This window comes from Blautia sp. OM07-19 (assembly GCF_003481595.1).
In the GTDB taxonomy this organism is placed as follows: Bacteria; Bacillota; Clostridia; order Lachnospirales; family Lachnospiraceae; genus Blautia_A; species Blautia_A intestinihominis.
Window position 1 is genome coordinate 304 of record NZ_QULA01000094.1, and the last position, 285, is coordinate 588.

General features: G+C 42.1%; 1 protein-coding gene. It reads right to left on the bottom strand.

Going from position 1 to position 285, the window contains the following annotated elements; all coding sequences use genetic code 11:
• Positions 1-285: transposase (locus DXC01_RS20855; RefSeq protein ID WP_243111693.1), on the bottom strand; the 285-nt coding region annotated here is incomplete at both ends.

Genomic DNA, 285 nt, shown 5'->3' on the forward strand with positions numbered 1-285 from the left:
TGCAGATAATCTCTTCTCTGGCTGCGTATTTTTTCATGGCATCTGGCAACTTTCTTTTTCTGCCGCACATAATTGTGGCTCCCTTTTACACATCTCGACAGTTTTCGCTGTTCCCTTGCCAGCCTTTTTTCATTTTTTCTGAAGAATCCTGCTTCTTCCATCTCAATCTCTTCTGAAAACACTGCCATTCCCTGCATCGCATAATCAATCCCCAGTATTTTAGCATTACTGTAATCCTTATCTGCTGCTTGGTTTTCGCAGCTGTATCCTTCATACAGCAGACTT